The organism is Curtobacterium sp. ZW137 (assembly GCF_003762905.1).
GTDB lineage: Bacteria > Actinomycetota > Actinomycetes > Actinomycetales > Microbacteriaceae > Curtobacterium.
This window is the reverse complement of record NZ_RJKS01000003.1, coordinates 387,073-412,417: the sequence shown is the minus strand read 5'-3', so window position 1 is coordinate 412,417 and position 25,345 is coordinate 387,073. Positions and strand designations below refer to the sequence as shown.

Here is a 25,345-nt window from a genome sequence, read left to right as displayed (position 1 = left end):
GGGTGGGCGGCGCGGCGCGGGCGCACGGTGCGCGGGTGCCGCGGCGGCGCGGGCAGCGCGGCGGCGGCGCTACGCGCGCGGCGGCGCCGTCGTGTCGCCGATGCGGAGCTCGGAGCGGAAGGACGCCGGCGTGGGTGCGGCACCCTCGAGCATGGCGAGCGCAGCACGTGCCGCCGCCTGGCCCTTCTGCACGAACGGCTGCACGAGCGTGGTCAGCTGCCGGATCGGGGAGCGGTGGAACAGGCTGTCGTCGACCTGGATGCCGTCGAAGCCGACGACGCTGACGTCCTCCGGCACGCGGAGCCCGGCCTCGAGCGCGGCGGAGATCACCCCGACCGCGAGCAGGTCGCTCTGCGCCACGACCGCGGTGGGACGGCTGCCCCCCGGTCCGAACAACGCGGCACCGGCGGCGCGGCCTTCCTCCACCGAGCTGCCCCCGGCCTCGATCGCGACGGCGTCCGGGAAGACGCCGCGCACCCCGCGGAGCCGCTCCATCGTCGTGAACGCCGTGCCCGCGGCGAACCGCTCGGCGGAGATCGGCCCGCGCTGCCGCTTGGCGTCGAGCGGCAGGGTGACGACCGTGACGGACTCGTGCCCGAGGTCGCGGAGGAACGCCGAGGCGCGTCGCGAGCCCTCGCGGTTGTCGAGCTGGATGGGGACGGCGCCCTCGATGTCGTCGGCCTCGATCGCGACGACCGGGATCCCGCGACGCCGGAGCACGGCGACGGCCGGGTCGACCCGCACGTTGCAGCCGACGAGCACCACCGCGTCCATCGGCGCGTCCACGAGGGGTCCGGCACCCCGTTCGTCGTCGAGCGGGCTGCGGACGAGGAGCAGGGAGGCCCCCGCTTCCCCCGCGACCTCGGCGATGCCGTCGAGCGTCAGGACGTTGACCGGGTCACGGAAGGCGTCACTGAGTCGCTCGTCCATCACGACGCCGATCACGCCGGAGCGACCGCGGCGGAGCGACCGTGCACGCGGGTCCGGGCCGTCGTAGCCGAGCGACGCCGCCGCGGCGAGCACGCGTGCCCTGGTCTCCTCGGAGACGGGGCCGCTGCCGCTGAAGGCGAGTGACGCGGTGGATGGTGCGACCCCGGCCGCGCGCGCGACGGCGACGAGGGTCGGCCGTGCCGTCCGGGCCGAGCCCGACTCGCCGCTGTCTGTTGCCGTGTCGTCCATCGCCGGTTAGCGTATCCGAGAACCTCACTCGAATCGATTCGATCGGAAAGAACCATGACGACGGCGTCCCCCACCTGGACCGCACCGAGCACCCGCGCCTGGCGCAACGCGGTGTTCGTCGTGTTCACGCTCTCCGGGCTCGACATCGCCACCTGGCTCGGGCGCATCCCGAGCGTGCGCGACGAACTCGGCGCGAGCACCCTGGAGATGGGTCTGCTCGTCGTCGGGATGTCCGTCGGGTCCATCGCCGGTCTCACCTTCGCGGGTCACATCGTCGGCCGTCTCGGTGCCAAGCGCGGGGTGCAGATCGCCGCCGTGTGCCTCGCGCTCGGCCTCGTCATGGCCGGGATCTCCGTCAGCCTCGGCTGGGGCTTCGCCGCCATCTGGATCAGCCTCATCGCGTTCGGGTTCGGCAACGGCCTCTGCGACGTGTCGATGAACGTCACCGGGGCCACGGCCGAGCGGCTCGGCGGCCGGACGATCATGCCGCTGTTCCATGCCGCGTTCAGCGTCGGGACCCTGGCCGGCGCCGGCCTCGGCGCCCTGGCCGAGCGCTACGAGGTCCCCGTCGCCCTGCACTTCATCGTGCTCGGGATCGTCACGAGCATCGCGCTGGTCACCGTCGTCCGCTGGTTCGGCGACGAGCGGGTGTCCGACCCCGAGCCGACCGACACCAGCCCCGTCACGCTGCCGGTCTCCCGCTGGGCGATCTGGAAGCAGCCGTCGACCCTGCTCATCGGCGTGATCGTCCTCGGCATGGCCCTGGCCGAGGGCTCCGCCAACGACTGGCTCCCCCTCGCCATGATCGACGGGCACGGGCTCGCCAACGACGGCGGCTCCGCCGTGCTCACCGTGTTCCTCGCCGCGATGACCGTCGGCCGGATCGCCGGCAGCCCCCTCATCGACCGCTTCGGCCGGGTCCCGGTGCTCCGCACGAGCGCTGCGGTCGCCGTCGTCGGCCTCGGCATGCTGATCTTCGTCCCGAACGTGCCGCTCGCGATCGTCGGCGTGGTGCTCTGGGGCCTCGGCGCGAGCCTCGGCTTCCCGATGGGCATGTCCGCCGCGGCCGACGACCCCCGCACGGCCGCCGCCCGGGTCAGCGCCGTGGCGACCATCGGGTACGTCGCGTTCCTCGCCGGGCCGCCGATCATCGGGCTGGTGGGCGAGCACTTCGGGCTGCTCAACGGGCTGCTCATCGTGTTCGTGTTCATCATCGCCGCCGGGCTGGCATCGGGGGCGGCGCGCGAGCGGACGCCGGGCGCGACCGCCGGTGCGGTGGACCCGGCCCGGGGCGGGGGCGACGGACCGAGCGGGGCCGAGCCGAGCCTCCAGGCAGAGAACGCGACGAAGGCGGACGCGACGTCCGGAACGCGACCAGACGCCGGTTAGGCTTCCGGGGTGCGTCTCGTCATCGCCCGCTGCTCCGTCGACTACGCCGGTCGCCTGTCGGCCCACCTGCCCCTCGCGACTCGGCTCCTCATGCTCAAGGCCGACGGCTCGCTGCTCGTCCACTCGGACGGCGGCAGCTACAAGCCGCTGAACTGGATGAGCCCGCCGTGCTCGATCGAGATCGGCGACCCCTCCGAAGAGCAGGCCGAGAACGGCATCGAGCAGGTCTGGACCGTCACGCAGAAGAAGACGCAGGACAAGCTCGTCGTCTCCATCTACGAGGTGATCGCCGACGAGAGCCACGACCTCGGCGTCGACCCGGGCCTGGTGAAGGACGGGGTCGAGGCTCACCTGCAGCAGCTCCTGTCCGAGCAGATCGAACTGCTCGGGGACGGCCACACCCTGGTCCGCCGCGAGTACATGACCGCCATCGGACCGGTCGACATCCTGGCGCGCGACGACGCGGGGGCGAGCGTCGCGGTGGAGATGAAGCGCAACGCGAACATCGACGCGGTCGAGCAGCTCACCCGGTACCTCGAGCTGATGAACCGGGACCCGCTGCTGCGTCCGGTGCAGGGAGTGCTGGCTGCGCAGACGGTCGCACCGCAGGCGCGCACGCTGGCCGAGGACCGCGGCATCCGCGTGCTGGTCCTGGACTACGACGCGATGCGGGGCATCGAGGGCGGGCACACCCGCCTGTTCTGACCGGACGGGAGGCCCGGGTCGACGCCGCCCCGCACGGCACGACGCACGGGTGGGCCGGTTCCGGTCCCCCGGTTAGGGTGGGTACGTCATGACAAGCCCGTTCAGCGCCATCCTCTTCGACCTCGACGGAACCATCAGCGACTCGGCGCCGGGCATCCTGGAGAGCCTGACGTACACGTTCCGCAAGGTCGGCGTCCCCGTTCCCGACCGCGCGACGCTGATGTCGTTCGTGGGCCCGCCGATCCTCGACACGTTCCGCATCGCGATGGGCATGGACGAGGCGCTGGCGGACCGCACGCTCGCCGTGTACCGCGAGCACTACTTCTCGCACGGGGCCCTGGACTCGACGATGTTCGCGGGGATCGACGTCGTGCTCCGCACCCTGCACGAGGCCGGCCTGCCGATCTCGACCGCGACGAGCAAGCCGGAGACCCCGGCGACGTACATCCTCGACCACTACGGACTGACCGGGGACATCGACATCATCACGGGGGCCAGCGACGACGAGGTGCGGTCATCGAAGGCCGACGTCGTCGAGGAAGCGCTGAAGCGGCTCGACGCCCGCGGGTTCGACATCTCGCGGCCGGTGCTCGTCGGCGACCGCCTGCACGACGTCGAGGGCGCCGCGGTGCACGGCGTCCCCGTGGTCTTCGCGGAGTGGGGCTACGGCTCCCCCGCCGAGGCCGAGGGCACCATCGCGCAGGCTGCGACGCCGCTCGACCTGCTGCCGATCCTGCTGCCGGGGTCGTCGGACTCGTCGCTCCCCGCGTCCGACGCGTCCGACGCCGCCGACGCTGCCGACGCCTCCGCTCGTTCGTGAGCACCGGAACAGTGGTCCGCCGCGCGGGCTGGGTCCTGCCCGTCGCGATCGTCCTCGTCGCGCTGAACCTGCGCGGGCCGATCGTGGCGCCGGCCCCGGTGATCGGGGACATCCGCCTCGACCTCGGTCTCACCACCACGGTCGCCGGCCTGCTGACGACGATCCCCGTGCTCTGCTTCGCCCTCGCGACGCCGCTCGCCAGCTGGGTGATCGCGAAGGCCACGCCGGAGCGAGCACTGTCGCTCTCGCTCCTGATCGTGCTCGCCGGCACGGTCGTCCGGTCGCTCCCGAGCGCCGCGGCGCTGCTCATCGGCACCGCGGTGATCGGCATCGGCATCACCATCGGCAACGTCGTGATCCCGGTCGTCATCCGGCGGGACACCTCACCCGAACGCGTCGGCATCGTCACCGGCGTGTACACGTCGGCGCTCAACGTCGGGTCGATGACGACCTCGCTCGGGACCGCGCCGATCGCCAGCGTCTGGGGGTGGCCCGCCGCGATCGCGGTGTGGGGTGTGCTCGCCGTCGTCGCCGGACTCGCGTGGTCGTACGCCGTCGGGCCCCGAGCTGCGTGGCTCCGACCGGTGGCCGGCGCTCCCGTGGAACCGCTGCCCGTGACGGGGCCGATCGACCAGGTGCTCGGCACCGGGGCGATCCGGCTGCCCGACACCGCCTCCGCCGGGTCCGCGCCGTCCCGCCGCCCGACGCGCTGGGTGACCATCGGACTGACGCTGGCCTTCGGCGGGCAGGCGTTCTCCTACTACGCGCTCACCGCCTGGATCCCGACGCTGCTGCACGACGACATCGGTTTCTCGAAGGCGTCCTCCGGTGCGAGCTCGTCGGTGTTCCAGATCCTCGCGGTCGTCGGTGCGCTGGGCGTCCCGGTGCTCGCCGCACGCTGGCGTCCGCGCGCGATCCTGTCCCTCGTCGCGTTCCTCTGGCTCGCCATGCCGCTCGGGCTGCTCTTCGCGCCCCAGCTCTGGCTGCTGTGGTCGATCCTCGGCGGTGCGGCGCAGGGCGGCGGCATCACGGTGATCTTCATCATCATCGTGCGGCTCGTCTCGAACGACGACGACGCCCGCCGGATGTCCGCGTTCGTGCAGGGCGGCGGGTACCTGATCGGGTCGGCCGGGCCCCTCGTCGCCGGTGCGCTGCACGGTGCGACCGGGGACTGGACGGCACCGCTGCTCGTCGTGCTCGTGGCGGTCCTGGTGCTCGGGGTCATCGGGACCCTGGCCGCGCGCCGGGTCCCCTGACCCGAGCGGTCGGCCGCCCGCGAGGCCGGCCGCGCGCGGAGGGCCCGCGCGGAGGGGGGTCGTTTCGCGCGGAGGGGGTCGTTTCGCGCGTAGGGGGTCGTTTCTTCCGACCCACCACGCGCGTTTCCTCTTCCCACCGCAGGCGAGATGGGAACGAACGCGCAGCGACCGAGCGGTCAGCCCGCGCGGAGCACGTCCTGCAGGGTCATCGGCGGACGGCCGGTGACCCGCTCGACGTCGCCGGAGACCCGCGCAAGGGCACCCTCGGCGATCGCCGTGTAGGTGCTCACCCACGCGTCGGCCTGCCACGGCTCCGGGTTCCACTTCGCCCGCGAGGCGTACGCCTCCTCCACCGTCTCCGGGTGGTAGGTCACGGTCCTCCCACGCTCGGCGCTCACGATCGCAGCCGCCTGCTCGAGCGTGATCGCCACGGGGCCGGTCAGGTCGTACGTCCGGTCGAGGTGCCCCGCCGGGTTCGCGAGCACCGTCGCCGCCACCCGGGCGACGTCCGCGCGCGCGACCGCTGCCATCGCCCCGTCGCCCGCCGGCCCGCGGATCACGCCGTCCTCGCCGACGAGGTCCTCGACGAAGTCCAGGTAGAAGCTGTCCCGCAGGAACGTGTGCGCCATCCCGGTCGCACGGATCGCCGATTCGGTGGCCCAGTGGTCGCGGCCGAGCGTGAAGGTCGCATCCGGCGCTGCACCGGCGAAGGAGGTGTACACGACGTGCCGGACACCGGCGGTCGCGGCGGCCGCGACGAAGGCGCGGTGCTGCTGCAGGCGGTCCTGGGCCTCGGCCGCGGAGACCATGAGCAGCGTGTCCACGCCGTCGAGCGCCGCACGGGCCGCGTCCGTGTCGGCGAAGGTCGCCGTCCGGACCTCGGTGCCGGGCAGCTCCGGCGCCCGCGACGCGTCCCGGACGATCATCCGCAACGGGACCCCGTCGGCGGCGAGCGAGCGGGCGACGGCGCCGCCGATGTTGCCGGTCGCACCGGTGATGGCGATGGTCATGCTGGTCCTCTCGATGGTGCGCTGGTGGTCAGGTCCGGACGGTCCAGGAGGCTCGGGTCACCGTGGCAGCGACGCGTGCGGCGTTCACACCGTCGACCTCGACCGCCCAGCTGCGGGCCGCCTCGTGGTCGCGTCCGTGCCGCATGTGGCGCCCGACCAGACGGTCGACGCGGACCCGGTCGTCCACCGCGCAGAACCACGTCTCGGTGAACAGCTCCGGGAGCGCACTCCAGGGAGCGGCGTCGTCGAGCAGGTAGTTGCCCTCGGAGACGACGAGCCGGGTGTCGCGCGGGACGGTGATGCTGCCGGCGACGGGTTCGTCGACGCGGCGGTCGAAGTCGGGTGCCCAGACGACGGGTTCCTGCGCTGCGACGAGTCGCCGGACGAGCGCCACGTACCCGTCGGCGTCGAAGGTGTCGATCGCACCCTTGCGGTCGTGCCGGCCGAGCGCGTCGAGTGCGGCGTTCGCCAGGTGGAAGCCGTCCATCGGCACCTGCACGGCCGTCCCGGCGCCGAACCGCTCGTCGACGGCCGCGACCACACGCCGAGCCAGGGTCGACTTGCCGGCTCCCGGTGCCCCGGCGATGCCGAGCACCACGCGGGACGGCGACGACGCCAGCTCGATCGCTCGCTCGACGGCTTCGTCGACAGTTCCCTCCGCGCGCACGCCCTCATCCTCCCAGAGGTGTTCACTGTCGGCATGAGCATCGATGCGACGAAGGCGTTCAGCGGGTTCTCCGTGCGGGACCCGGCCGAGGCGAAGGCGTTCTACACGGACGTCCTCGGGCTCGAGGTGACCGAGGACCACGGCATGCTCTCGATCCAGCTCGGCGACGGCCGCTGGGTCCTGGCGTACCCGAAGGGCCCGGCGCACGAGCCGGCGTCCTTCACGATCCTGAACTTCCCGGTGCCCGACGTCGACGCGGCCGTGGACGAGCTCGCCGCCAAGGGCGTCAGCTTCCTGCACTACGAGGGCATGACCGACGAGAAGGGCATCAACCGCAAGGGCGGCCCGCTCATCGCGTGGTTCACCGACCCCTCGGGCAACGTCTTCAGCGTCATCGCGGAGTAGCCCGCCCCGCGAAATGTCGCATCCCGAAAGCTGGCGCCCGGGAGCGGCGGCGATCTACCTTCTCCGCACCGACGAAGAAGGAGCAGACCATGCGCATGCCGAAGATCGACCCGATGAGAGCAGAAGCGCTCCGCGCGCGTCGCTCCCTGATCCTGCAGTACTGGGGCCTGGACGACAGGGGATTCGGGCCCGTGATGGAACTGCGGGAACTCCAGGGCGACGAGTGGCAGGCCGAGGCCGAACTCGACGCCATCGACTTCGTGCTCAGCGACGCACCGTGAGAACCGTCAAGGCCGCGACGGCCTTCGGGTTCGTGCGCGATCTGCAGCAGCTGATCGACGGCGTGCTGCCGGAACACGGCGTGCGGTTCTTCGAACGCCGTTCGGACAACGTGCTCCTCGTGCGTACACAGCGTGACGACGGGGATCCCTCGACGATCCCCCTGCGCGTGGGCGGAGCGGTCGTCGCTGATCTCGACGTGCGGTTCGCACTCTCGAGCGAACCCGCCAGCGCTCGATTCCGGACCGAGACGTCGCAGTTCCGGCTGTTGATGCGACCGGATCGCGAGCCCCTTGCACGGTTCGAGTACGAGCGCACGAAGTCGGGTGCCCCGGTTGCGCACTGGCACGTCCACTCGGAGCGCGGCGCCTTCACCACGATGCTCGCAACGGCGTCCGCGGCCGGCCGACGTCAGCGAGACCCATCTCGGCTGTCGACACTGCACTACCCGGTCGGCGGCAGCCGGTTCCGGCCGTCCATCGAAGAGTTCCTGGTGTTCCTCATCGAGGAGTGCGGAGTGGACTCACTGCCCGGGTGGCGCTCCGCGATCGCCGACGGCCAAGCCCGGTGGGTCTCGACGCAGGCGGGACTCGTCGCGCGGGAGAATCCGGAGGAGGCCGCCGCCCAACTGCGCAGCATGGGGTGGCTCGTGGAGGGACCGGGGCGGGAGCGCGTCAGCGCCTGAACGGTCAGGGGGTGAGGGCGCCCGCCCAACCGAGGGCGATCGGGACGACCAGGCCGTGCCGGTGGTGCGGGAGGTCGGCGATCGGGATCCAGTCGGCCCGCTCCGTGGAACCGTCCGCCTCGTCGCGGAGCTCCCCACCGGTGACCGTCACGCGGAACACGACCTGCAGCGCCTTCATCGGGCGACCGTTCTCGTGCATCCGTCGCTCCGCGGGGACGAGGTGGTGGCGGACGCCGAGGAGCCCATCGACAGCGACCTCGTAGCCGGTCTCCTCCATGAACTCGCGGACGACGGCCTGCTCGACGCTCTCGTCGTACTCGACGCCGCCGCCGGGCAGCGCCCACGTCCCCGCCTCCGGGAACCGCTGCATCGCGAGCAGCACCCGCCCCTCGTGCGTGACCACGCCGTACGCAGCGACCCTGGTGTCGTACTCGGTGTACTCCATGTCCCGACCATCCCAGCAACGGGAGCCGGCGCTCGCATGCCGCGCCGAGCCTCCAGGCCGTCCCGACCGAACCCGGAGCGCTATCGTGAGCCCCATCCGAGCGTGCCAGCCGCAGGGATCGCGGCACCGCGGCGCTCGGGGAGGGACGGCGTGCGATGACGACGACGGTCACGACCCGGGACGGAGCGGTCACGTTCCGTCCCGCGAACGAGGTGCCGTGGGACGACCTCGACCTCGTGTTCGGCGAGCGCGGCGACCCGGCGACGTGCCACTGCCAGTGGCTGAAGACGTTCGACCGCGAGTTCACCGACATGCCGAACGACGAGCGCACCCGGCGGTTCCGGGCCGAGGTCGGGTGCGACGACCCCGACGCCCGCGACACCACGGGGGTCGTCGCCTACCGGGACGGCGAACCGGTCGGGTGGGCGGCCGTCGAGCCACGGCCGGCGTTCGTCCGGCTGCGCAGGACCCGCGTGGCGTGGGCGGGACGGGACGAGGACCGCACCGACGAGAGCGTGTGGGCGATCCCCTGCTTCGTGGTCCGGAAGGGGTTCCGGCGCCAGGGCCTCAGCCACGCGCTGGTCGTCGGCGCCGTCGAGCACGCGCGGCGGAACGGGGCGCGCGCGGTCGAGGGCTACCCGATGCAGTTCGCACCGGGGAAGGAGGACGTCTGGGGCGAGCTCTTCGTGGGTCCACGGTCGGCGTTCGTGGCCGCCGGGTTCCGGGAGCTCACGCACCCGACGGCACGGCGGTACGTGATGCGGCTGGACCTGTAGACCGCGGCGTCACACCGCGGCCTCCGACCGTCAGATCTTCAGACCGTCGCGCCGGCACCCCAGCCGACCCGCATCCGCGCGACGGCACGGTCGAACCCGGGCAGCAGGTCGACGTCGTCCCGGAGCATCGACTGCAGCTGGAGTCCCTCGTAGAGCGCGAAGAGCTGCTCCGCACCGTGCCGCGGGGACAGTCCCCGGGGTTCACGGCCGGCGACGACGTCCCGGGCCAGGGCCAGGGTGAGGTCCTCGAACGACCGTGTGTACTGGCCGCGGAACCAGCCGGCGGCAGCATGCGACGGGCTCGACGCGGCGCTCATGACGGCCATGCGGAGCCGGACGAGTGCCGGTTCCTCGATGCCGGACTCCAGGCGCGCGCGGACGTACGCGACCGCACCGTGCTCCTCGGCGAGTGCCCAGAGCGCCCGACGGGTGCCGTTGTTCCAGCGGTCGACGACGGCCACGACGAACAGGTCCCAGAGCGGGAAGACGCGACGGAACTCCTCCTCGGCGATGCCGGACAGCCGTGCGACGTCGGTCGGCCCGACGTCGTGGAAGTCGGCCTCGCGGTACGCGGCGATGCCGGCGGCGACGATGCTGGCGCGGAGGTCGTGGTCGGACGCGGGCATGACGTCGATTGTCCGGTGCGGCGGGGGTGTGCCGCGACCGCCCGTTCTGGGGACTCCGCTCAGTGCTCGAAGACCAGCGTCTCGTCGTCGGGCGCCGTGACCCGTCCGGTCCTGGCGAACTCGGCCCAGATCGCCCGGACGCCGGGTCCGCGGCGCTCCACCTCCGCCCAGTCCCGTTCTGGCACGAACCGGCTGCCCGCCCACGCGGCCTTCCGGCCCAGCAGGAGCGGGAGGTCGCTCATGTGCACGGCACCCGTCGGACGGACGGTCGCGCCGCGGAGCAGTCGGTAGACGGTCGCGTTCCCACCGCCCGCGCGGTGCCGTGCCGCGAACGCCCGGGCATCGCGGCCGTAGATCACCGCCGTCAGCGGCCGGACCAGCCACCACCGCACCAGCGCACGCGGGACCCGGTGCCGCACGATGCGCTTCAGCACGGGGACGACCGGCACGTACATGCCGGCCTCGTCGGACGCGGACCCGATGAGGACGTCGATCTCCGGGGCGACTCGGCGCCAGGCATCGGCGAGGTCGCGCTCGGCGGGGAGCGGCGCGTACCCGTACTGCGTCCCGAACGGCATCCCGCCACGGAGCCCGTACGGGGCGGCGACCTTCGTGCCGAGCGCCTGACGGTCGAGCAGGTCCTCGAGCGGGGTCTCCTCGGTGACCACGCCGACGGCGTCGACCATCGCCCGGTTCATCCGCGCGCGGTTCCGCGAGAGCCCGAGGGGCGCGCTCTGCACGATCGCGCGGCGGAAGAGCCCCTCGGCGCCGTCGCTGATCATCAGGTGCGCGACGGCGTCACCGCCGGCGGACTGGCCGAAGAGCGTCACGAGGTCGGGGTCGCCGCCGAACGCCGCGATGTTCTCCCGCACCCAGCGGAGCGACGCGACGAGGTCGAGCAGCCCGAGGTTCGCCGGGATCCGCTCCCCGTCGCCGAGGAACCCGAGCACGCCGAGCCGGTACGTCACGGTGACGACGATCACGCGCTGCTCGCGGACCAGGTCGTACGGGTCGTTGATCGGCAGGTCGCCGCCGCCGATGACGTACGAGCCGCCGTGCACCCAGACCATGACGGGGAGGCGTTCGTCCGCGCCGATGTCGGCCGGGATCGTGATCGAGAGCGCCTGGCAGCGTTCGTCGACCTCGGCCTCGATGACGTGGAGCAGCTGGTCGACGACGGTCGCGGCGGGCTGCGGGGCGACCGGCGCGGGGAAGTCGGCGTGGAACACGTCGTCGAAGACGGGCATTGGCTGCGGCGGGCGGAAGCGGTCGGCCTGCGCGTAGGGGACGCCGAGCACGCGGACGACGTCGCCGTCCAGCGATCCGCGGATGCGTCCGGCTGGGCTGTCGAAGGTCCTGGTTCCGTCGTCGCTCACCCGGCCACGCTAGCCCGGGAGGCTCGGTGCCGGCCCGGCGCGCCGGCCCGCGTGGGTGGCCACGCCGGGCCGGTGCGTCAGCTGGCGCGGGTGGCCACGCCGGGCCGGTGCGTCAGCTGGCGCGGGTGGCCGCGCGGGACCGCCGCCGTGGTCAGTCGCGGCGCTCCACCGGCCGGAGCGAACCGGACGCGGCGAAGGCCGCGATGAACAGCACCGCGACGAGCCACAACGCGCTCAGGGCGCCGACGCGCTCGGCGATGGCACCGATGACCGGCGGCCCCGCGAAGTTCGCGAAGTACCCGATCGACGCCACGACGCTCACCCGCGCGGCCGGGTTCGGCCCGCTCTGCGCCGCCGCGGACATCCCGAGCGGGAAGCCCATCGAGACGCCGACCGCCCAGAGCACGACGCCGATCAGGGTGAGCCACCACGAGCCGCCGACGATGAACAGGACGGCGCCGACGATGCCGAGCGCCGTGGTCCAGCGGATCGTGCTCACCCGTCCGAGCCGGTCGACGACGGGGCCGGCGAAGACACGGGTCGCCGCCTCGGACACCGCGAACACGGTGAAGAACAGCGCGCCGATGGTCGCGGACTGCCCGTGCCCGTCCGTGGTGGCGAGCGCGAGCCAGTTGTTCGCGGACCCCTCGCCGAGTTCGACGCCGAGCATCACGAGCCCGATCATCAGCAGTCGGACGTCTGCCCACCCCTTCGCCCAGGCGCGGATGCGCTGCCCGGCCGTCATCGTGTCGTCGTGCTCCTCGGCACGGGTGCCGTCCGGGATCGCGCGCATGGCGAGCACGCCGACCACGAGCAGCACCGCAGCCTCCACCACCAACTGGGTCGACGCGGTGATGCCGAGCGCCGCGCAGAGTGCGGCGATGCCGGCACCGAGCGCCGCGCCTCCCGACCATGCGGCGTGCATCAACGGGAGGGTCGTGCGTCCGGCGAGCACCTCGATGGCCGTGCCCTCGATGTTCGCCATCACGTCGAGCGAGCCGATCCCGGCACCGGCGACGACGAAGGCCACCGCGGCCAGCGGCACGGAGTGCAGCGCCGCCGCGATGCCGAGGACGGCGATGGCGACCGGCACGAGGACCACGACCGCGGTCAGGGCGTTCCGGCCGCCGAACCGCCGGAGCAGCGGGGCGGCGGACAGCAGACCACCGATCGAACCGATCGTGACGCCACCGAGCATCAGGCCGATGGTGCCGGTGTCGACGCCGAGCTCGGCGCGGAGCTCGGGCAGGCGGGGGCCCCATGCAGCGAGGCTGATGCCGCCGAGGGCGAACGCGACGATGATCGCGTTCCGCCACCGGGCGAGGTGCCGTTGGTCGACGTCGACCGTCGGGTTCGTCATGACGCCAGAACGTATCAGCGCACGCGCTTGATGGGGATCACGACGAGGGCACCGATGATCGCGACGATCCCGGCGGCCCAGCACATCAGCTCGTAGTTGTCCGGCGATCCGCTGGTCCCGAACTTCAGGAAGAACAGCGACGCGGCCGGGGCGAGCGACTGCGGGAGTGCGTTCGCGATGTTGATCACCCCGAGGTCCTTGCCCGGACGGTCGGCGTTCGGCAGCACGTCGACCACGAGCGCGGTGTCGATGGCCGAGTAGATGCCGTACGCGAAGCCCATGACGACCTCGGCGACGTAGAACCCGTGCACGGTGTCGGCGTGGGCGAGGACCACGAGCCCGACGGCGAACAGCGCGGTGGATCCGCCGACGAAGACCTTGCGACGCCCGAGTCGGTCGGACGCCCACCCGGAGAGTGCGGCGCTGACGAGCAGGGCGATCGTGTAGAGCAGCACACCGAACGCGACGGCCGCTGTGGCCTCCTTGTCGCTCGTGATCCCGATGTGCTCCTTCATGTAGAGCAGGCGGTACGTCGTGAACATGAACGTCGCGAAGATGATCAGGAAGCGCGACCACCAGGCGAACGCGAAGTCCGGGTTCTTGATCGGGTTCGTCCAGAACGACGAGATCAGGTTGAGGAACGTGAACTTCTTGAGCTTGTACGTCGGCAGGTCGTCCCGGGCGACGACGGCGTAGACCACGACGAGGATGATCGCCAGGATGCCGGGGGCGATGAACAGCACCGGCAGGTTCGCGACGAAGAACACCGACAGGTAGGTGCCGGCGAGGACGGCGATGTTCTGCGCGAGCGCGATGATGCTGGAGGACTTCCCGCGCTGGAACTGGGGCACGTTGTCCGCGAAGCTCGCGGTCAGGGTCGCGAGGACCGTGTTCGCCGAGAGCTGGGCGAGCAGCCACCCGAGGGTGAGCTGGGTGGTGTCCGGGGCGAAGGCGATCCACGCGAGCGCGATCGCGAACACGACGACCCCGGTGAGCATCCACGGGCGACGACGACCCCAGCGGGTGCGGGTCCGGTCGGAGAGCGCACCGGCGAGCGGGTTCATGATGAGCGCGCCGAACGCACCGATCGGCAGGACCGAGCCGATGACGTTGGCGGCATCCGAACCGACGAGCGCCTCGGCCTTCAGCTGCATGCTGACGTAGACCGGGGCCATGAGCGCCACGAACAGGCCGAACTGTCCGAGGAACAGCGCGATCTGGTAGCCGAGCCCGACCTTCATCGTGCTGACCGGCTGGGTGATGCCCTCTTCCGGGTGCAGCAGGACCGGGGTCTCCGCGGGTTCGGGTGTGCTCATGACGCCTCCTTGAGTCGATGAAAACCTTGCTGAGCAAGGTTTTGACAGAGGCGAGCATACATCGACAGGTCAGGACACGGGACCCCGGACGAAACACGGCGCAGCAAAAACTACACACCGGATGGTTTTCCGTGTAGCGTCGTCATCGATCTCGCCGCGGAGCATCGCGTCCCGGCGGGTGGCACCACCCCAGCCAGGATCGAAGGAGCCTCTGCAATGCCCACCACCTCTGTGCAGCTGTACTCGCTGCGCGACGCCATCGCCGAAGACCTCGACGCCGCCATCGCCCGCGTCCGCGAGATCGGCTACGAGAACGTCGAGCCCTACGCGTTCGTCGAGCGCGCCACCGACCTCGAGCGTGCCTTCGCCGCGACCGGCCTGAAGGCCCCGTCCGGTCACGTGGCCGTCATCGACGCCGAGGACACGGCTCCGATCTGGGACGCCGCCGAGCGCCTCGGCATCCGCACCGTCATCGACCCGTTCATCCCGACCGACCGCTGGCAGACCGCCGACGACGTCGCGAAGATCGCCGAGCGCGTCAACGTCCTCACCGCCGAAGCAGCCGCCCGCGGCCTGCAGTTCGGCTACCACAACCACCAGTGGGAGTTCACGAACAAGGTCGACGGCCGCACGGTCTACGACCACTTCGTGTCGCAGATCAGCCCGGAGACGGTGCTCGAGCTCGACACCTTCTGGGCGACCGTCGGTGGCGCCGACGCCCCGGCCGTGCTGAAGGGGCTCGGCGACCGCGTCGTCGCGATCCACGTGAAGGACGGCAAGGTCGACGGTGACATCCGCACCGCCCTGCCCTCCTCGGAGAGCGCCCTCATCGTCCCCGAGGCACTGCAGCGTGCGTTCGAGAACCAGACGCCCGCCGGCCAGGGCGACGTCGACGTGCCGGCGATCCTCGCCGCCGCGCCGAACGCCATCCGCGTGGTCGAGTTCGACGCGTACAAGGGTGACGTCTTCGAGGGCATCTCCGAGTCCCTCACCTGGCTGAAGGCCAACGACAAGTGAGTCGTGTCGGGATCGGCATCATCGGTGCCGGCAACATCTCCACGCAGTACCTGGAGAACCTGACGAAGTTCGCCGACGTCGAGGTCCGCTTCGTCGCCGACGTCCTGCTCGACCGTGCCGCCGCGCAGGCGTCCACGTACGGCGTCGCCGCGTCGGGGACGGTCGAGGAACTCCTCGCCCGTGACGACGTGCAGATCGTCATCAACCTGACGATCCCGGCGGCGCACGCCGAGGTCGACCAGCAGATCGTCGACGCCGGCAAGCACGTGTGGAGCGAGAAGCCGATCGCGACCGACCACGACTCCGCTGCGGCGGTGCTCGAGTCCGCGAAGGCGAAGGGCCTCCGCGTCGCGACGGCGCCGGACACCGTGCTCGGTGCCGGCATCCAGACGGCGCTCCGGGCCATCGCCCGCGGCGACATCGGCGAGCCGCTCACCGCGACGACGATGTTCCACGTCCCGGGGCCGGAGGCGTGGCACCCGAACCCGGACTTCCTGTTCGCGACCGGTGCCGGTCCGCTGTTCGACATGGGCCCGTACTACGTGACCACGCTCGTGCACGCCCTCGGTTCTGCCACCCGCGTGCAGGCCGTGTCGTCGAAGTCGCTCGACCGCCGGACCATCGCGTCCGGTGACCGTGCCGGCGAGACGTTCCCGGTCGAGGTCCCGACGCACCACGCCGCGCTCATCGAGTTCGCCGGCGGGCAGTCCGCCCAGTCGACGTTCTCGTTCCAGCACGCGCTCCCGCGCATGGGCTTCGTCGAGATCAACGGCACGCTCGGCACGATCTCGCTGCCGGACCCGAACACGTTCGAGGGCGACTCCACCCTCTGGCGCTACGGGCAGGACGAGCCGGAGACCATCAGCGCCGTCGGTTCCACCTGGGGCCGTGGCACTGGTGTCGTCGAGCTCGCGCGTGCGATCGCGGAGGACCGCCCGGAGCGCGCCTCCGGTGCGACCGCGCTGCACGTCCTCGACGTGCTGCTCGGCATCCGCGACGCCGCGGCGAACGGTGCGGCCGTCGACATCACGTCGACCGTCGCCGACATCCCGCCGCTCCCCGAGGACTTCGACCCCGCGGCTGCGGTCCTCACCGCGTAGCAGCGCAGCACCACGCAGCACCACGCACGACCAGGACGGCCGACTCCCCCGGGAGCCGGCCGTTCCGGCGTTCCCGCCGGTCAGCCGGCCGGCGGGACGATGTGCTCGAGCAGGCTCAGCACCCGCTCGCCGTCCACCTCGTCCGGGTCGAGCAGCCACTGCACCTGCAGGCCGTCGGACGCCGCGATGCTCAGGGACGCCAGGTCCGTCGGGTCGAGGTCGGCTCGGATGCGCCCGGCCTCCTGGTCGCGCCGGATGAGGTCGGCGAGTTCGCTGCGGAGCCGGGCGAACCGCTCGCGCATGAACTCCCGCGTGGACGGGTGTCCTTCCCCGACGGCGTCGGCGGACAGGGTCGTGTAGAGCTGCACGAGTCCCGGGACGTCCCGGTTCCGCCCGGCGCTCTCCCGCATGTCCCCGATCGCGGACTCCAGCCGGTCGGGAGCGCCCTGCTCGCGGACCTCGTGCTCGCGGTAGACGGCGAGCAGGAGTTCGTCACGGGACGGGAAGTAGTGCCGGAGCGCGGCGTGCGTGATGCCGAGTGCCTCGGCGACGGAGCGCAACGAGGACGCGTCGACCCCCTGCTCCGCGACCATGCGGATCATCTCGTCGAGGATCTGCACCCGCCGTTCGGCGCCCTTGCGGTACCCGCGCCGGGGCGCGGTCTCGGCGTCCTCGGCGGCGGTCATGCAGACAACTTACCGCTGGAAGGTTTCAGGCGGTGGTGTGCTCCACCGTGTACTCGTCGGCGGGCTCGGGAACGGCTCGGCCGAGTGCCTCGACGATCTCACCGAGGGCCCTCGCGACGACGTCGTTGTCGGCGGCCGGCAGACGGTCGAGCACCTCGACCACGATCTCGTGGAACGGCCCGTAGGACGCGTCGATCTTCGCCGCAGCCTGCTCCGTCGGCTCGAGCACCTGTGCTCGGCGGTCGGAGGGGTGCGCCGTGCGGACCAGGTCGCCCTTCGCGACGAGGCTGTCGACGATCTTGGTGACGGAGGCGTTGGACACCGTGAGCATCACGGCGAGGTCCTTCGGCCCCATCGCGCGCCCGTCGCGGTGTGCCTGGAGCATGTAGCGGACGGTGAGGAACTCGTTCTTCGACAGGCCGCTCTCGATGCGGGCGTGCTCGATCTGCCGTTCCTCGGCGTGCTGCAGGCGGAGCAGGGCATCGACGGCGCTCTTCGCGGCGGTCGAGCGGGGCTCCTGGGCGTAGAGGTGGACGTGCTCGCGGCGGACGACGGTCAACGGCATGTGGTCATGAACTCCGGTTGTCAGGCCTGCGGGACGGTGAAGAAGTCCGCGTAGGACGGCTCGGTCTGCTGCGACAGGAGCGACGGGTCCTCGACACGGGCGTTGACGTACGCCGCGATGACGTGCGGCGCGGTGAGCCCGACGCGCGGGTGGGAGCCGAAGAGTCCGGGGTTCCGCTGGGCCCCGTGGTACGTGCTGCGCATGTCGTCGTCCACCTTCCTGATCGCCTTCGTGTCCGGGCTGGACGGGGGAAGTCTTTCAGAAGACGAACGATTCGCGCAATGAACGATTCACGGGCTGTACGTTTCGCGCAGTGAACTGTACGGACGGTTCGACCATCACACCATCGCGGCGGCCATCACGGCCACGGCGATCCCCATCGTGAGCGCCTCGAGGACCGACAGCACACGGGTCCGGCGACGGAGCCCGTCGCGCACGAGGTGGGCCGTCAGCAGCAGGTACCCGAGGGTGAGTCCCCCGACCACGAGCAGCCACACGACGCCGACCGTCCCGGTGTGGTGCATCCCGGCCATCCCGGCCACCCCGGCCATCCCGGCCGTGTCCGATGCTCCGGAGCCGTGCGTCATGCCGATGCCCAGCGCTCCCATCACCAGCAGGCCGAGCGCGCCGTGGAGGCGGCCGTGCGCGCCCGTCGGCCGCCCTGCCGGGCCCGACCCGGGCCTCCCGGCGGCAGCGCCCGCAGCGACCAAAGCGACCGGACCCACCCGCTGGAACCGCGAGGTCGCGGCGAGCGCCACCGCCAGCAGTGCCAGCACCAGGAACCAGACGACCCCCGGCAGCACCCGCGGCCCGAACACCCCGTCCACCATCGCCGCGACCATCACGAGCGCCGCCACCACGTCGACCGCACGGCCGGGGCGCCACGCCCCGACCGTGCAGCACGCCCCGGCGGACGCGGGCAGGATCGCCGCGAGCCCGAGCACGTCCGTCATCTCAGCCGCCGTGGTGCGAGCAGTGCGCGTCCGCCGCCCCGGAGGAGCCGGGGGCCGGCACGTTCAGCGCCGGGTTCCGCGGGAAGAACCCGTACGGCTTCAGCGTGAACTTGGCGTAGTCGACGGGCATCACGGGCCAGTCCTCGGGACGGGGGAAGTGCGTCGGACCGAAGGTGTGCCAGAGCACGATGTCCTCTCCGTCGAGCGGGCGGTCGGCCTGCACGAAGCGGGCCAGCCCGTCGCCACCAGGGTTCTGGTGCACGAAGTCCCCTGCTGCGTACTTCTCTGCGGGGTCGTACTGCGTGACGTACAGGTGCTTCCGGGCGAACTCGGCTCGGGACGCGACCGAGGACGAGTCGTCGGCGAGCAGCACCGGCGCGTCCTGCGGGTACAGCACGTACCCGGTGGGACGACCGAGGTGGTTCTGCTGCTCCGTGTTCGACACGAACCAGGTGCGGGTGACGGATGCGTCGGCGAGCCGGCCGGACGACGACTCCGACGCCAGTCGGGTCACCGACTTGGTGAACGCGTTCCCGTGCTCGTTGCCCGGCCCGACGGGGACCCGCACCGCGTCGACCTCGTCGACCGCGTTGGACAGCCCGTCGACCATCATGTCGAGCCGCGCCGAGAACAGGTGCTGGTGGTACGGGGCGCCGAGGCCGGGAGCGACCTCGGAGGCGTACGGGTAGTCGGCCCCGTCGGCGGACCGCCCCGGGTACGAGGAGGTGAAGAGGACGCCCGTGAGCTTCGCCTCGCACTCGATCGTGCCGTCGAGGTAGAGGTACCAGTAGAACCCGTAGTCGTAGTTGCCGACGGTCGTGAAGAACGAGATCACCAGGCGGCGGGACCGGCGCACCTCCTGCGAGCCGGTGTAGATGTCCCCGTGCTTCCAGAGTGTGCCGAAGTCTTCCTCGTGCATGCAGATCCCGTTCCGGATGGTCTGCGGGTTGCCGAGCTCGTCGGCGAGCACGGCGTCGAAGTACCGGATCTCGCCGACACAGTCGCACCCGAGCTCGAGCGAGTTCGTGAAGCGCCCGAACAGGTACTCCCCGGTGTCGAAGTAGTTCTGCCAGAACCGGACCGGCGACGGGTCGCCGTACGGCACGAGCATCTCGTCGATGGACGCCCGGTAGACGATCGGACGGGTGGTGTCGCCGTCCTGCCAGGACAGCTGCCGGAGCACGAGCCCCTCACGGGAGTCGAACCCGACCTGGAACCGCCAGTTCGCCCACTCGACGAACTCCCCGTCGACCCGGTACGACGGCCCCTCCGGCTGGGTGATCACGATCGGCTTGAGGTCGAGCGGCTCGCCCTGCATCGCCGGGTCGTCGAAGTTCCCGGAGGTCTGCGGCACCGGCATGTGCCCGGCGTCGACGATGCGGGTGACCGTCCGGTTCGCGGCGTCGACGTAGACGGAGAGACCGTCGACCGGGTGCGCCCAGACGTGGTCGGCGGGGTGGTCCTGCTTGAAGGCCAGGACCCGGAGGATGCGGCGCCCCTGCTCCTCCGGGAAGTCGTAGTACCCGGCCGAGAGCGGGACGCACTTCACCTCGTCCACGGTGAGCCCGCGTTCCGCGAGCGCGGCCACCCACCGCTCGTCGGCCGACGCGATCTCGCCGACGGCGTCGAACTCCTCGATGAGCACCGGGAGCTGGCCACGGGAGCCGTCGAGCACCTCGGTCGTGGTGAGGGTCGCCGTGGTGAGCGACACCAGGTTGTCGGTGGACCGGCCGGTCGCCATGTCGAGGAGCATCACGCGGGCGACGCGCTCCGGCAGCGCGGCGGTGCCGTCCTGCCAGGCGAGGACGTCGCGCTTGTGCGGCTCTTCGAGGCCGACGTAGGCGAAGCGGGTGGTGTCGGTCCAGTCCGGGTGCCCGGTGACGACGTCGCGGATCGCGGTGAACTCGTCGGCGGACAGGTTCGCGAGCGGGTGGGTGGTCGTGGTGACGGGATCGGTGAGGGTCATGCGCGTGGTTCCTTCTGCTCGGTCTGGAGGCTCGGGTCGGGTTCTCGGGGTCAGCTCTCGACCGCCAGGCGGTCGAGCATCACCTCGTACTGCGCACGTCGGGTGCGGCGCAGCACCACGGCCTGGACGACGCCGACGACGGCCGCGAGGACGACGAGCCCGGTGAGGACGATGCTGACGACGCCGAACACGCTCGCTCCCTTCGCGTCCACGTCGCCGACGAGCGTCGGGAAGTTCGCCCAGATGAGTGCGGCGGCGGCGACCAGCCCGACGAACCCGAGGACCGGCGCGACGATCGTGTTCCACACGCGGGTGTCGGAGCGGGTGCGGCGGAAGTACACGATCACGGCGAGGCTCGTCGCGGCCATCAGGATCGCGACGGCCAGGGTCGCGACGCCGGCGAACCAGCTGAAGACCTGGAGCACCGGGTCGAGGCCGAGCACCGCGAACAGCACCATGAGGGCCGCTGCGGTGATCGTCTGCACGATGCTCGACGTGTGCGGCGACGCGTGCTTGCGGTGCACCGCGCCGAGGCGGGCAGGGAGCAGGGACGCGTTCGCCATCGAGTGCTGGTACCGGGTGATGACGTTGTGGAAGGACAGGACGCAGGCGAACATGCTCGTCAGCAGCAGCACGTTCAGCACGGCCTCGCCGGCACCGCCGATGTACCGAGCGGCCGTGGTGAGGATGAGGGAACCCGGGTCCTTCGCGGCCTCGGCGAGCACCCCGTTCGGACCCCACGCCATCACGAGCGCCCACGAGGCGAGCGTGTAGAAGACGCCGATGCCGATCACGGCCGTGTAGGTCGCCCGTGGGATGGTGCGCTCCGGGTCCTTCGCCTCGTCGCGGAAGATCGCGGTCGCCTCGAAGCCGATGAACGCGGCGATCGCGAACATCAGGCCGACACCAGGCGAACCGGACATGATCGCCGACGGCTCGAACGGTGCGAGTGAGAGTCCGTCGGCGCCGCCGCGGACCACGATCGCCGCGACGAGGACCAGCACGATGCCGACCTCCGCGACGAGCAGCACGCCGAGGACCTTGCTCGACAGGTCGATGTGCCGGTAGCCGAGCAGTCCGACGAGTGCCACGACGACGAGGGACCAGACGTACCAGGGGATGTCCGGTCCGCCGAGCCCTGAGACGGTCACGCCGAGGAGGTACCCGATGTACCCGTGCACGCTGACCTGGATCGTCGTGTAGGTCAGGAGCGCCAGGGTCGCGGCGCCGGCACCGGCCGGGCGTCCGAGACCGTGCCCGACGAACGTGAAGAACGCCCCTGGTCGGGGGATGTGCCGGGTCATCGCCGCCAGGCCGACCGAGAACAGCAGCAGGATCACGGCGGACGCGGCGTACAGCGCGGGGAAGCCGACACCGTTGCCGAGCAGCATGCCGAGCGGTGCGGCACCGCCGACGACGGTGAGGGGTGCGGCCGCGGCGACGACCATGAAGACGATCGCGGTGACGCCGAGCGAGCCGCGCATGGTCCTGGTGTGCGGGGCCGGCACGGCTCCGAGTGACGCGGGGTCCTTCGTGATGCTGGACATCGGCGGGCCTTCCGGTTCGGTGGGTCTCGGGTGGTGGTGCTCCAACGGTCCCGTGCCGCCGTTGCGCCGCTGTTCCGTCGGCGTGAAACCCCGTCGCACCCGAATGGGACGCCGGCCGTCGCGGTGTCTCATTTGCCGGAATCGCACCGGAAACACGGGCGAGACACCCGGGCAACGACCTCCCCGTACGGTTGCCGCATGACCGCGCTCGACCGTGCCATCGCCGACCCGCCCCGGGTGCCCGGCATCGGCACGCGCTCCCCGGTCGACGGGCTGTCCCGCCGTGCCGTGGGACCGGTCGACGTGCTCGCGCAGTCCGTCTCCGCGGTGGCACCGTCGGCGGCGGCGACGACGATCCCGGTCCTCGTCGCCAGCGTCGCGGGATCCGGTGCGACGTGGTCCCTGCTCGCCGCGATGGCGCTGTCGTTCCTGGTCGGGCGCACCGTGAACCAGTTCGTCCGACGGGTCGCCGGCACCGGGTCGCTCTACACGTACGTGTCGCTCGGGCTCGGCCCGGTCGCCGGCGTCGTCGCGGGCGCCGCACTGCTCCTCGGCTACGGCTTCATCGCGATGTTCTCGCTCACCGGCAGCGGCTACTACCTGGACTACCTGCTGTCCCGGTTCGTCCCGGCGGCCGGCGACAACGCCCTCGTCACGATGGTGGTGGTCGCGGTGATGGGCGCCGCGGTGTTCGCCGTGATCGCGATCGGGGTGCGGCGCTCCACCCGCCTCACCCTGCTCGTCGAGGCGCTCTCCGTCGCCGTCATCGTGGTCTTCATCGTCGCGCTCGTGCTCCGTGCGCACCCCGTCGACGTCTCCGCGATCGCGCTCGGCCCCACCCGTCCGGACGACTTCGCCGTCGGGACCGCACTCGCCGTCACCGCCTTCGTCGGCTTCGAGAGCGCGTCGGTCCTCGGGGTCGAGGCGCGCCGGCCGTTCGCCACGATCCCCCGGGCGATCTCCTGGACCGTCCTCGTCGCGGGCGCGCTGTACCTCGTCAGTGCGGCGGCGCAGCAGCTCGGGTTCGCCGCGATGGGCGCCGACCTTGGGACGAGTGCCTCCCCCGTGAACGAGCTCGCGACCGCGTACGGGATGCAGTGGATCGGGTGGCTGCTCGACGTGGGCATCGCGGCGTCCTTCGCGGCGTGCGCGATCGCATCGACGACGGCGCTCGTCCGGGTGCTGTTCACGATGGGGCGAGAAGGGGTGCTCCCCCGGGTCCTCGGCCGGACGTCACCACGCTTCCGGACGCCGTTCGTCGCCGGGCTCCTCGCCTGCGCCGTGCTCACCGTGCTGCCCGTGATCGCCCTCGCCCTCGGCATCCCGACGTGGTCCCTGATGGAGGCCGAGCTCGTCGTCGCCGCGCTCGGGTACATCGCCGCGTACGCCATGACGTGCTTCGCGGCGCCCGTGTTCCTGCGCCGGATCGGGGAACTGACCACCCGGGTCGCGGTGGTGTCCGTCGCGACGGGGACCATGCTCGCGCTCGTCCTCGTCACCTACCTCGGCGTCGAGGCGGTGTCGTCCCGGTGGCCGGCCGTGGTCCTCGCCGTGGGGGTGGTGGCAGCGGTGGTCGTCGCGTTCCTGGTGGCGACCCGACGGCGACCGTGGCGGCGGGGTGCGAGCCGAGCCGTGTACGACGTGCCCGTCGTGGCGGACCTGCTGGGAGCCTCCGGACCGGCCACCGGGGAACGGTCGGAGGCGCGGTGAGCGAACCCGGTCTCCGCGCGCGGCAACCGAAGGCGATCCAGAACGCCCTGTCGGTGCTGGAGGCCGTCGCGCACGCCGGACCGGGCGTCACCGCACAGCAGATCTCGGACGTGCTCGGGATGCCCCGGGCGACCACGTACCGGCTCATCACGCTGCTCGTCGAGGACGAGTACCTGGTGCGGCTGCCGGACCTGCGCGGGTTCGCACTCGGACACAAGGTCGCCGAGCTGGCGGGCGTCGGATCCGCCGCCGTACCGGGGCCGGCCGCGTCGCCGCTCCCCCGTGCCGTGCGTGCGGTACTCGGTGACGTGCGGTCCGCCGTCCGGGCCGGCGTGCACCTCGCCCGCTACGACGCCACCGGGATCACCGACATCGACGTCGACCCGGACTTCCCGCTGCTCGACGAGGCGGCGCTGCGGTCCTCCCCGGGGCGGAGCGCGATGGGGCGGCTGCACGCGGCGGGTGGTGGGTCGGCGGTGCAGGTGGGGACCTTCGCGCGGGGGTTCGGGTGCCTGGCGCTGCCGGTCCTCGGTGAGCGCGGTGAGCTCGTCGCGGGGCTGACGCTCTCCGCGCCGTCCTCCCGCATCGAGGCCCCCGGCTCCGCGCTGGCGTCCCTGCGGGCGGCGGTCGCGCGGTTGGAACCGTTGCTGGCGTGAGGGGCTGCGGTCTCCGACCCGCCTGCGTGGCCGCTCTGGGCGTGGCATCACGCTTGTGAGTCAAACGAACGAAACGAACGCTGTTCGAGGCCGTGGGAGCACTGCGGGCCGAAGCGCGCACGCGGGGATAGCGTCGACGCATGGATCTCCAGCTCAAGGACCGTGTCGCGCTCGTCGTCGGAGGGAAGGGCTACATCGGCAGTGCCGTCGCCGATCGGCTCCGAGCCGAGGGTGCCACGGTGGTGGTCGCATCCCGGAGCGCCGGCGACGACGGGGTCTCGATCGACACGGCCGACCAGGGGTCGGTCGACGCCGGCGTGGCCTCGGTGGTCGAGCAGCACGGGCGCATCGACGTCCTCGTGGTGACGGCTGCGCCGAGCGCCGGGACGCTCGACCCCGCGAAGAAGTCCGACCCGGACCAGATCGCGTCGGCGATCGACGGCAAGGCGCTCGGGTTCCTCCGGGTCGCGAACGCCGTGCTCCCGACGCAGCGCGACAACGGCTTCGGCCGGGTCGTCGTGGTGAGCGGCCAGAACGCCTACTTCTCGGGCAACATCACGGCGTCCCTCCGCAACACGGCGGTGAGCGTCATCGCGAAGAACCTCGCCGACGAGTTCGCGGGGACCGGTGTCTCGGTGAACGTGGTGAACCCGGGCACCGTGACCGACGAGCCCGTGGCCGAGGTCCAGCGCGGGTCCGGTGGCGAGTCCAGCCCCGAGCAGATCGCCGACCTCATCGCGTTCCTGTCCTCGCCGCTGTCCGCGGTGTCGGGCGAGTCGATCTCCATCGCGCACCGGGTGCTCGGGTCCGTCACGATCTGACGTCAGGGGCTGCCCGGCTCGTGGACTGAG

Annotated in this window: 27 protein-coding genes; 13 read left to right on the top strand and 14 right to left on the bottom strand. The window is 71.8% G+C overall.

Annotated features, from left to right (window positions below):
• Positions 1 to 69: 69 nt before the first annotated feature.
• On the bottom strand, positions 70 to 1,179 hold the full coding sequence (locus tag EDF55_RS11585) for a substrate-binding domain-containing protein (protein WP_123655103.1): 1,110 nt from the start codon (positions 1,177 to 1,179) through the stop codon (positions 70 to 72).
• 54 nt (positions 1,180 to 1,233) lie between these two features.
• Between EDF55_RS11585 and EDF55_RS11580 the strand changes: the two genes are divergently transcribed.
• The 4 genes from EDF55_RS11580 to EDF55_RS11565 all read left to right on the top strand — a co-directional run bounded on the left by EDF55_RS11580 (position 1,234) and on the right by EDF55_RS11565 (position 5,349).
• Positions 1,234 to 2,568, top strand: coding sequence for an MFS transporter (locus tag EDF55_RS11580; RefSeq protein ID WP_123655102.1), 1,335 nt, complete (start codon positions 1,234 to 1,236; stop codon positions 2,566 to 2,568).
• A gap of 9 nt (positions 2,569 to 2,577) precedes the next feature.
• Positions 2,578 to 3,273 carry an endonuclease NucS gene (gene nucS, locus EDF55_RS11575; protein ID WP_123655101.1) on the top strand — a complete coding sequence of 232 codons (696 nt, stop codon included), beginning with the start codon at positions 2,578 to 2,580 and terminating at the stop codon, positions 3,271 to 3,273.
• 88 nt (positions 3,274 to 3,361) lie between these two features.
• Positions 3,362 to 4,093, top strand: coding sequence for an HAD hydrolase-like protein (locus EDF55_RS11570; protein WP_123655100.1), 732 nt, complete (start codon positions 3,362 to 3,364; stop codon positions 4,091 to 4,093).
• Positions 4,090 to 5,349, top strand: coding sequence for a CynX/NimT family MFS transporter (locus EDF55_RS11565; protein ID WP_185017336.1), 1,260 nt, complete (start codon positions 4,090 to 4,092; stop codon positions 5,347 to 5,349). The genes EDF55_RS11570 and EDF55_RS11565 overlap by 4 nt, the downstream gene beginning before the upstream one ends.
• A 176-nt stretch (positions 5,350 to 5,525) precedes the next feature.
• Here the strand turns inward: EDF55_RS11565 and EDF55_RS11560 are convergent, their stop codons facing one another.
• The gene (locus EDF55_RS11560; protein ID WP_123655099.1) at positions 5,526 to 6,359 is read right to left on the bottom strand and encodes an SDR family oxidoreductase; all 834 of its coding nucleotides are present in this window, start codon (positions 6,357 to 6,359) and stop codon (positions 5,526 to 5,528) included.
• 28 nt (positions 6,360 to 6,387) lie between these two features.
• The gene (locus EDF55_RS11555) at positions 6,388 to 7,026 is read right to left on the bottom strand and encodes a nucleoside/nucleotide kinase family protein (RefSeq protein WP_123655098.1); all 639 of its coding nucleotides are present in this window, start codon (positions 7,024 to 7,026) and stop codon (positions 6,388 to 6,390) included.
• 33 nt (positions 7,027 to 7,059) lie between these two features.
• Here EDF55_RS11555 and EDF55_RS11550 point away from each other — a divergent pair, with 33 nt between their 5' ends.
• From EDF55_RS11550 to EDF55_RS11540, 3 genes are all read left to right on the top strand, one after another.
• On the top strand, positions 7,060 to 7,431 hold the full coding sequence (locus EDF55_RS11550; RefSeq protein WP_123655097.1) for a VOC family protein: 372 nt from the start codon (positions 7,060 to 7,062) through the stop codon (positions 7,429 to 7,431).
• An 89-nt stretch (positions 7,432 to 7,520) separates the two neighbouring features.
• Positions 7,521 to 7,712, top strand: coding sequence for a hypothetical protein (locus tag EDF55_RS11545; protein WP_123655096.1), 192 nt, complete (start codon positions 7,521 to 7,523; stop codon positions 7,710 to 7,712).
• Positions 7,709 to 8,395 carry a hypothetical protein gene (locus EDF55_RS11540; RefSeq protein WP_123655095.1) on the top strand — a complete coding sequence of 229 codons (687 nt, stop codon included), beginning with the start codon at positions 7,709 to 7,711 and terminating at the stop codon, positions 8,393 to 8,395. Before EDF55_RS11545 ends, EDF55_RS11540 begins: the two co-directional genes overlap by 4 nt.
• 4 nt (positions 8,396 to 8,399) lie before the next feature.
• On the opposite strand, the gene EDF55_RS11535 is transcribed toward EDF55_RS11540, so the two are convergent.
• A complete protein-coding gene (locus tag EDF55_RS11535; protein WP_123655094.1) occupies positions 8,400 to 8,840 on the bottom strand; it encodes an NUDIX hydrolase in 441 nt (146 codons plus the stop codon).
• A gap of 155 nt (positions 8,841 to 8,995) precedes the next feature.
• Between EDF55_RS11535 and EDF55_RS11530 the strand changes: the two genes are divergently transcribed.
• On the top strand, positions 8,996 to 9,616 hold the full coding sequence (locus tag EDF55_RS11530) for a GNAT family N-acetyltransferase (protein WP_123655093.1): 621 nt from the start codon (positions 8,996 to 8,998) through the stop codon (positions 9,614 to 9,616).
• A 38-nt stretch (positions 9,617 to 9,654) separates the two neighbouring features.
• Here EDF55_RS11530 and EDF55_RS11525 read toward each other — a convergent pair whose 3' ends face one another.
• The 4 genes from EDF55_RS11525 to EDF55_RS11510 form a co-directional block, all read right to left on the bottom strand.
• Positions 9,655 to 10,242 carry a hypothetical protein gene (locus EDF55_RS11525; protein ID WP_123655092.1) on the bottom strand — a complete coding sequence of 196 codons (588 nt, stop codon included), beginning with the start codon at positions 10,240 to 10,242 and terminating at the stop codon, positions 9,655 to 9,657.
• A 59-nt stretch (positions 10,243 to 10,301) separates the two neighbouring features.
• Positions 10,302 to 11,618, bottom strand: a complete 1,317-nt coding sequence (locus EDF55_RS11520) for a carboxylesterase family protein (RefSeq protein WP_123655091.1) — start codon at positions 11,616 to 11,618, stop codon at positions 10,302 to 10,304.
• A gap of 151 nt (positions 11,619 to 11,769) precedes the next feature.
• Positions 11,770 to 12,978 (bottom strand): MFS transporter, encoded by a 1,209-nt coding sequence (locus EDF55_RS11515; RefSeq protein ID WP_123655090.1) that lies wholly within the window; start codon positions 12,976 to 12,978, stop codon positions 11,770 to 11,772.
• A gap of 14 nt (positions 12,979 to 12,992) precedes the next feature.
• A complete protein-coding gene (locus tag EDF55_RS11510) occupies positions 12,993 to 14,294 on the bottom strand; it encodes an MFS transporter (protein WP_123655089.1) in 1,302 nt (433 codons plus the stop codon).
• Between the two features lie 216 nt (positions 14,295 to 14,510).
• On the opposite strand from EDF55_RS11510, the gene EDF55_RS11505 reads away from it, so the two are divergent.
• Both EDF55_RS11505 and EDF55_RS11500 read left to right on the top strand, forming a co-directional pair.
• Complete coding sequence (locus EDF55_RS11505; protein ID WP_185017334.1) at positions 14,511 to 15,311, top strand: sugar phosphate isomerase/epimerase; 801 nt, start codon at positions 14,511 to 14,513, stop codon at positions 15,309 to 15,311.
• Positions 15,308 to 16,411 carry a Gfo/Idh/MocA family protein gene (locus EDF55_RS11500; RefSeq protein ID WP_123655088.1) on the top strand — a complete coding sequence of 368 codons (1,104 nt, stop codon included), beginning with the start codon at positions 15,308 to 15,310 and terminating at the stop codon, positions 16,409 to 16,411. The genes EDF55_RS11505 and EDF55_RS11500 overlap by 4 nt, the downstream gene beginning before the upstream one ends.
• Before the next feature lie 80 nt (positions 16,412 to 16,491).
• On the opposite strand, the gene EDF55_RS11495 is transcribed toward EDF55_RS11500, so the two are convergent.
• The 6 genes from EDF55_RS11495 to EDF55_RS11470 form a co-directional block, all read right to left on the bottom strand.
• Positions 16,492 to 17,097 (bottom strand): TetR/AcrR family transcriptional regulator, encoded by a 606-nt coding sequence (locus EDF55_RS11495; RefSeq protein WP_123655087.1) that lies wholly within the window; start codon positions 17,095 to 17,097, stop codon positions 16,492 to 16,494.
• 25 nt (positions 17,098 to 17,122) lie between these two features.
• Positions 17,123 to 17,662: a MarR family winged helix-turn-helix transcriptional regulator gene (locus EDF55_RS11490; RefSeq protein ID WP_123655086.1), complete on the bottom strand. Its 540-nt coding sequence runs from the start codon at positions 17,660 to 17,662 to the stop codon at positions 17,123 to 17,125.
• A gap of 20 nt (positions 17,663 to 17,682) precedes the next feature.
• On the bottom strand, positions 17,683 to 17,865 hold the full coding sequence (locus EDF55_RS11485; RefSeq protein WP_123655085.1) for a hypothetical protein: 183 nt from the start codon (positions 17,863 to 17,865) through the stop codon (positions 17,683 to 17,685).
• Between the two features lie 135 nt (positions 17,866 to 18,000).
• Positions 18,001 to 18,615 (bottom strand): hypothetical protein, encoded by a 615-nt coding sequence (locus EDF55_RS11480; RefSeq protein ID WP_123655084.1) that lies wholly within the window; start codon positions 18,613 to 18,615, stop codon positions 18,001 to 18,003.
• Position 18,616: 1 nt separating this feature from the next.
• Positions 18,617 to 20,581 carry a primary-amine oxidase gene (locus EDF55_RS11475; RefSeq protein ID WP_123655083.1) on the bottom strand — a complete coding sequence of 655 codons (1,965 nt, stop codon included), beginning with the start codon at positions 20,579 to 20,581 and terminating at the stop codon, positions 18,617 to 18,619.
• A 50-nt stretch (positions 20,582 to 20,631) separates the two neighbouring features.
• A complete protein-coding gene (locus EDF55_RS11470) occupies positions 20,632 to 22,128 on the bottom strand; it encodes an APC family permease (protein WP_123655082.1) in 1,497 nt (498 codons plus the stop codon).
• A gap of 198 nt (positions 22,129 to 22,326) precedes the next feature.
• Here EDF55_RS11470 and EDF55_RS11465 point away from each other — a divergent pair, with 198 nt between their 5' ends.
• The 3 genes from EDF55_RS11465 (at position 22,327) to EDF55_RS11455 (ending at position 25,315) form a co-directional block, all read left to right on the top strand.
• Positions 22,327 to 23,838, top strand: coding sequence for an APC family permease (locus EDF55_RS11465; protein ID WP_123655081.1), 1,512 nt, complete (start codon positions 22,327 to 22,329; stop codon positions 23,836 to 23,838).
• Complete coding sequence (locus EDF55_RS11460) at positions 23,835 to 24,494, top strand: helix-turn-helix domain-containing protein (RefSeq protein WP_243698184.1); 660 nt, start codon at positions 23,835 to 23,837, stop codon at positions 24,492 to 24,494. Before EDF55_RS11465 ends, EDF55_RS11460 begins: the two co-directional genes overlap by 4 nt.
• Before the next feature lie 140 nt (positions 24,495 to 24,634).
• Positions 24,635 to 25,315 (top strand): SDR family NAD(P)-dependent oxidoreductase, encoded by a 681-nt coding sequence (locus tag EDF55_RS11455; protein ID WP_123655080.1) that lies wholly within the window; start codon positions 24,635 to 24,637, stop codon positions 25,313 to 25,315.
• Positions 25,316 to 25,345 lie beyond the last annotated feature (30 nt).